This window comes from Vibrio scophthalmi LMG 19158 (assembly GCF_000222585.1).
Classification (GTDB): Bacteria; Pseudomonadota; Gammaproteobacteria; order Enterobacterales; family Vibrionaceae; genus Vibrio; species Vibrio scophthalmi.
Genome location: NZ_AFWE01000074.1, coordinates 1 through 5,081 on the forward strand (window position 1 = coordinate 1; position 5,081 = coordinate 5,081).

General features: G+C 43.7%; 11 protein-coding genes. 9 read left to right on the plus strand and 2 right to left on the minus strand.

Translation table 11 applies throughout. The features are described 5' to 3' along the window. The first annotated feature begins 44 nt into the window (after positions 1–44). Genes RH88_RS06290 through RH88_RS06305 form a run of 5 tightly spaced genes read left to right on the plus strand, consistent with a single transcriptional unit; the run spans position 45 to position 2,418 of the window. Positions 45–719, plus strand: a complete 675-nt coding sequence (locus tag RH88_RS06290) for a hypothetical protein (RefSeq protein ID WP_005594272.1) — start codon at positions 45–47, stop codon at positions 717–719. A gap of 5 nt (positions 720–724) precedes the next feature. Then, entirely contained in the window at positions 725–898 is a 174-nt protein-coding gene (locus RH88_RS23700; protein WP_005594273.1) for a hypothetical protein, read from the plus strand. Next, positions 891–1,589 carry a DUF2786 domain-containing protein gene (locus tag RH88_RS06295; protein WP_005594274.1) on the plus strand — a complete coding sequence of 233 codons (699 nt, stop codon included), beginning with the start codon at positions 891–893 and terminating at the stop codon, positions 1,587–1,589. Before RH88_RS23700 ends, RH88_RS06295 begins: the two co-directional genes overlap by 8 nt. 2 nt (positions 1,590–1,591) lie before the next feature. Then, positions 1,592–1,969 (plus strand): hypothetical protein, encoded by a 378-nt coding sequence (locus tag RH88_RS06300; protein WP_005594275.1) that lies wholly within the window; start codon positions 1,592–1,594, stop codon positions 1,967–1,969. Beyond that, positions 1,966–2,418, plus strand: coding sequence for a hypothetical protein (locus RH88_RS06305; protein ID WP_005594276.1), 453 nt, complete (start codon positions 1,966–1,968; stop codon positions 2,416–2,418). Before RH88_RS06300 ends, RH88_RS06305 begins: the two co-directional genes overlap by 4 nt. Here the strand turns inward: RH88_RS06305 and RH88_RS06310 are convergent. After that, a complete protein-coding gene (locus RH88_RS06310; protein ID WP_005594278.1) occupies positions 2,410–2,829 on the minus strand; it encodes a DUF2513 domain-containing protein in 420 nt (139 codons plus the stop codon). The genes RH88_RS06305 and RH88_RS06310 overlap by 9 nt on opposite strands. A gap of 134 nt (positions 2,830–2,963) precedes the next feature. Between RH88_RS06310 and RH88_RS06315 the strand changes: the two genes are divergently transcribed. Continuing rightward, on the plus strand, positions 2,964–3,461 hold the full coding sequence (locus RH88_RS06315; protein ID WP_005594280.1) for a hypothetical protein: 498 nt from the start codon (positions 2,964–2,966) through the stop codon (positions 3,459–3,461). A 13-nt stretch (positions 3,462–3,474) separates the two neighbouring features. Here RH88_RS06315 and RH88_RS06320 read toward each other — a convergent pair whose 3' ends face one another. Continuing rightward, positions 3,475–3,708 carry a hypothetical protein gene (locus RH88_RS06320; RefSeq protein WP_005594281.1) on the minus strand — a complete coding sequence of 78 codons (234 nt, stop codon included), beginning with the start codon at positions 3,706–3,708 and terminating at the stop codon, positions 3,475–3,477. A gap of 116 nt (positions 3,709–3,824) precedes the next feature. On the opposite strand from RH88_RS06320, the gene RH88_RS06325 reads away from it, so the two are divergent. The 3 genes from RH88_RS06325 to RH88_RS06335 all read left to right on the plus strand — a co-directional run. Continuing rightward, the gene (locus RH88_RS06325) at positions 3,825–4,337 is read left to right on the plus strand and encodes a gp16 family protein (RefSeq protein ID WP_005594282.1); all 513 of its coding nucleotides are present in this window, start codon (positions 3,825–3,827) and stop codon (positions 4,335–4,337) included. Continuing rightward, complete coding sequence (locus RH88_RS22700; protein WP_005594283.1) at positions 4,334–4,741, plus strand: Mor transcription activator family protein; 408 nt, start codon at positions 4,334–4,336, stop codon at positions 4,739–4,741. The genes RH88_RS06325 and RH88_RS22700 overlap by 4 nt, the downstream gene beginning before the upstream one ends. Positions 4,742–4,830: 89 nt before the next feature. Beyond that, positions 4,831–5,081, plus strand: a 251-nt coding sequence (locus RH88_RS06335) for an N-acetylmuramoyl-L-alanine amidase (protein ID WP_005594284.1), incomplete at its 3' end; no start/stop codon positions are given.

The following is a 5,081-nucleotide window of genomic DNA, read 5'->3' on the forward strand; positions in this document are numbered from 1 at the left end:
TATGGTTAAAACGTTATTTAAACCGGATTTAAAGGATATTAAAAATGAAAGAATTAAACGAAGTTGTTAGCGCTCATCTTAACCAAATGTGTACCGATGGCACTCTTGAAAAAATGATCCAAGAACAGACTGATGTTCTGGTTAAAAACCTCGTTAGTCGCTCTATGGAGACTTATGGAGCACTTGGTAAAGCGATCCAAGCCAAGATTGATGAATCTCTTCAGGGTGCGTTAAACGGAGTTACCTTGCCTGAATGCAATCGCTTTATTGCTGAGACATTAATCAATGCCTATGAGAATGCGATCAACGAACAATCTGCCAAGAAAATTAAAGAGCTTCTTGATGTCACATTCAAACCGATTGACGCGGTTATCACTGCTGATGATTTCTTTGAAGGAATTAAAGAAGCAGCAAAAGGTTGGGGTGATATAGAAGACCAAGATGAAATTGAACTGCAATGGGAAAGTGATAATGATTATTCACGTATCGAAATCATTATTGCCGATAAAACTCGCGTAACACTCTACGACCATTGTAGTAAAGGGAAGCACTGTATCGGTTATTTATCTAACAATAAATATGTGTTTAGTGGCCCTATATTCAATTCAACTCACTGCTTTGGTATCGATGCTTATCTTTACAAATTGTATTGCGCTCGAACGTCTATCACTGGCTTAGGGGGCGTACATGGCGACAATATTCAATTGCAAGAGTGGTAAACGATATGGAGACCAATCAACTGCTTATTGAAGTTAAGGGCATTATTGGTCACGCGGTCTGCACTATACGTGCAGGCCAAGCCTCGCAAAGCCAGCGTGATAATGCATTAGACAATTTAGCCTCGGCAATGTTTGCCATCGAAGAGCATCTGTCCCAGTTAGGAAGCCAACATGACTAGTAAAAACATCGACAAAATTAAAAAACTTTTACGCTTAGCTAAGTCGGCCAATGAGCATGAAGCAGCAGCGGCCATGTCACGAGCTCAAGCGCTAATGCAGCAAATGGGTCTATCAAGTGAAAGTCCAGAACTGAGTGATGTGAGTCAGTCTGATGTCGCCTCAAAGTTTAAAGCTAAAAAGCCAGCAAGCTATTTTAGTTATCTAGCAAATACGGTTGCCGAGGCGTTTGGTTGCCGCTTGCATTTCAGATACGAGCCATTTACTAAAAGCTGTCATGTCGTCTTTACGGGCCACAATGAGCGCCCAGAAGTCGCTAAGTACGCGCATGAAGTGCTGGAGCGTCAACTTGTAAAGGCCCGTAAGGATTACATTGCAACGCTTAATAAGCGCATTAAGACTTCAACTAAGACAGCAAGAGCGGATCTCTTTTGTGAGGGTTGGGTTGTAAGTGTGAGTCATCTTGTTAAGGAGTTCGCACTCTCTGAGTCCGAATCAAATCAAATAGACGAGTACATCAAGCAGAAGCACCCAAACCTATCAGAGAGCAAAGGGCGTTCTGCTTCGGTAAAAAATGCAAGAGGCGGCTCTGATGGTGCGTATTTCTCTGGAATAGCCAGCGGAAGATCGGCTCAATTAAATCAAGGTGTACATGGTGCGGAGCAAGTAAAACTCACCGAGTTTGGAGTGTGAATATGCGAAAACAACGATTAGGCTGCGGTTACATGGGGTTTGATAATCGAATCCCTTACCCAGTATCTAGATGCTTTGATGGTTTTATGCTTGTTTCAGATGACGCGCTGAAAGAAGAATATGCCAGATATACGCCAATACCTTGTCCAATGTGTAACGCAAAACGATTTGTTAAGTCGTACGTGGCAGAGAAGTTATGGTTATCGGGTTATCAATCGTTGAGTCCAACTCGTTCTTCAGCATCGATTGAAGAAGCCCTTAATGGATGGTCAGCAAACTCAAAACGAATGGGGATGCGATTCTATCGAGCTGGTCGTCGTCAAGCCATTAGAGAAACAAAGTTAACTAAACAAATTGTAAACAAAAGGAATGGACTATGAACTTAAGAAATATTGATGCAACTGAGGATTTAGGTATTAGCATCAAACTTGTTGAGTACGTTGATGCAAAATGTGAACAACTCAATCTTTCCCCATGCCCAAATATGTATGCTTTAGCATGGATGGCAGCACTGACTCAGGGAAGAAAGCACATCTTCCCTGGAGAGTTGGATTTGGTAAATTCTGAGCGCGCCAATTCAGAAATGACAACTTACGTTTCTAGCGTGGATTTTGAACTCAAAAAAGATGTTCAGCACCCTAACGAATCTGCTTTCGATTCGATTGGTTTTCCCACACCCACGCAAGAGCTCGAAGTGGCGCAGTACATAACAGCGTGGATTAGTCAGTATGCTTTCGAGAATAGAGAGTGGGTTTCTCGTGAAATCATTCTGTATGCGCTTATGGCTAAATTCGGAGCTAAGTACGCACTAGAGCTTAAACTATCCTAACCCAACTGCAACGGCGACTGATTTAGCTATAAGCTGCTTGGCTAAATCAGTCAGCACGCTGAACGATACATTTCCTGCAACCCCTTTCAATTTTTCAAAAATCTCCGGCTTAGATAACGCCTCTAGTACTTCCAAGCCTTTGCTAGTTATGCGGATGTCGGTCATTCTAAAATCATACTTTCGTCTATTAGCGAACCATATTAGCCCTATATCCTTTGGTTCAGAGCATTGAAAGTCTGAGTTAGTGATTAATCCGTCTTGCAGTATCCAGACTAGGTGTCCCATAAATACGTCATCATTGAGAAGCTCCTCTGGACTCCTATCACTTAATTCATTAAATCGAAGATACATGCGTTCTGAGTCTGCAAATCTTTGCAAGATATCTCTGATAACGGTGAGGTCTTTTTTCATGGTGTTCCGCCACTGATTTAAATTGATTAAAAACAAATAAAAATCATACAGCATTCAGTAAAGTAGAATAATCACGCTTGAGTAAAGGTGTGGGCTAGATTCCAATGCAGATATTAACAACAGGACTAACCCGTATGAAAAACTCAGAATCTTTAGCGCTTTGGGATTTGCAGTGGAATGCACAACTTGCCACTCGCTACCACATGTACAGACAAAACTATTACGCTCGTGTAAGCGCCATATTGACGGCGTCCATTTTAATTCTCATGTTTACCGCTCTATTATCGCTATCAAGTGGTGACACAGAGATGGCAGGATTTCGCTTGTGTTTAGCGTTATTACTGCAAATTGTTGAAAACGCGATCTCCCCAAAATCGAGCAAGACGCTCCACTCTACATTGAGAAAATGTTATTTGCAGTTAACGATTGGATTGACTGAACTCAGTGCGCTCTCAAAAGAAGATGAGCAGAAGTTCAAAAGGTTTTTAACCAACATTGAAATGAATGAACCACCGATAATTGCAGCGCTAATCGATAAGTCCCATAACGAGCTATGTCGTGTTCATGGTCTTCCTGACCAAAAAGTAAATCTCACATGGGTTCAACGACTTCAAGCCTGGTGGTTTAGTTAAATAAAAGCCTGCATCATGCAGGCTTTTTGCTCTCTTCGCGTTGCTGGCTTAGGCTCTCGATATACGCCAGCGCTTTGTCTAGCGTATCGCTGCCACTCACGGCCAGCGCTATCAGTTCACCACGGCGGGGTAAAAATCGACCGTCACGCCTATCTTTGACCGCTCCTTCACTTATCCCAAGGTAACGCCCACACTCCACGTTGGAGAATCCCGCCGCCCGTTGCAGCTCAATAAATACCTGTCTCATATTTCCATTTTATTTAGTGGATATTCCACTATTATAAATTATTTTTTATCCATTTTGTTGCCTTTTGAATCGCTTGCTGATCTAATTTATGCGTAATGTTTCATGAGGGGTTGGGTATGACCTGTATTAATAAAACTCGTAAGCAACTGATACAACTCATCCATGTAGGCAAATCACGCCTTGGCATGGATGAAGACACGTATCGCACGATGCTCACCAATATCATTGGAGTATCGAGCGCAAAAGACGCGACCTGGCAGCAGTTAGAGCAAGTGGTCACGCACATGGCAACGCTTGGCTTTAAGCCTGCACGCTCTCGCCAGTATTCGCCTAAAAGCGGTACGGCGCGTAGCCGTGTAACCGATGCGATTAGAGCGTTATGGATTGTGATGTTTAAGCAAGGCTTTATCGAAGATGGCAGCGAGTACGCGCTTCGGGTGTGGATTGAGCGCACCTGCGGTATTAGCTCGGCGCAGTGGCTTAAAGATGAAAGTGCCAGCAAGGTACTTGAATCGCTTAAGCAGTGGCACAAGCGCGTGATGGTTCAGCGTTTGGCTAAGCCTGCACTAAAGGCGGAGTCCTACCGTGAAGTGTGCCGTCAATTTGAATTAACAGGAGGCGCGTTATGAACAATCAAATCTCGCTTATCAGTGATGACGATATCGATGCGGCGTTTCTTGATCATGCTGATAAGCTACCAGAGGTAACAAAGCTCTGGCCGCAAGATGCGCAAGCGTTGTTTGTACACATGAAAGCCAACTTTGAAAAAGATCATGATGAGCAAAAAGCCACGGAGCTGTCTTTACGTGCCCTGCTTGAAATGTCAGAGTACGGCGGCGGGATGCAGTTTTATCTCCCGAAAAAAGATACGCTCTTTATTGCGCTGCGAGACATCCAGATTTGGAGTCTCTTTAATGGCCGTAACGTTCGTGAGCTCTCTAAGCGTTTTGGTATTACCCAAGCCCGTATTTATTTCATCTTAGGTGAGCAACGTAAAATCGAGCATCAACGCAATCAGCCTCGGCTTTTCTAGCATTTAGGAAAGCGCGATAATCTAACCCATACCCGCAACTCCGTTAGTCTGGCAGTCACAATCACTGTTCCTACTAACGGAGTTTTTTTATGCGTAAATGTATCATTGCCCTTGTTATCGGCCATCGTGCTGGCTCACCTGGCGCAGTCCATGCTGCCACTGGCGTGTCTGAGTTTGAATACAACGAAGATCTTGCTTATTCACTTGAAAAAGACCTAGTGCAAGCAGGCTTTGAGGTGAAAGTGGTTCACCGCAAATCCTACCAAGCGCTGCCAAGTGATATCAACGCCCTGCACCCTGATGTCATTATCTCGCTGCACTGTAACAGCTTCGGTACGCC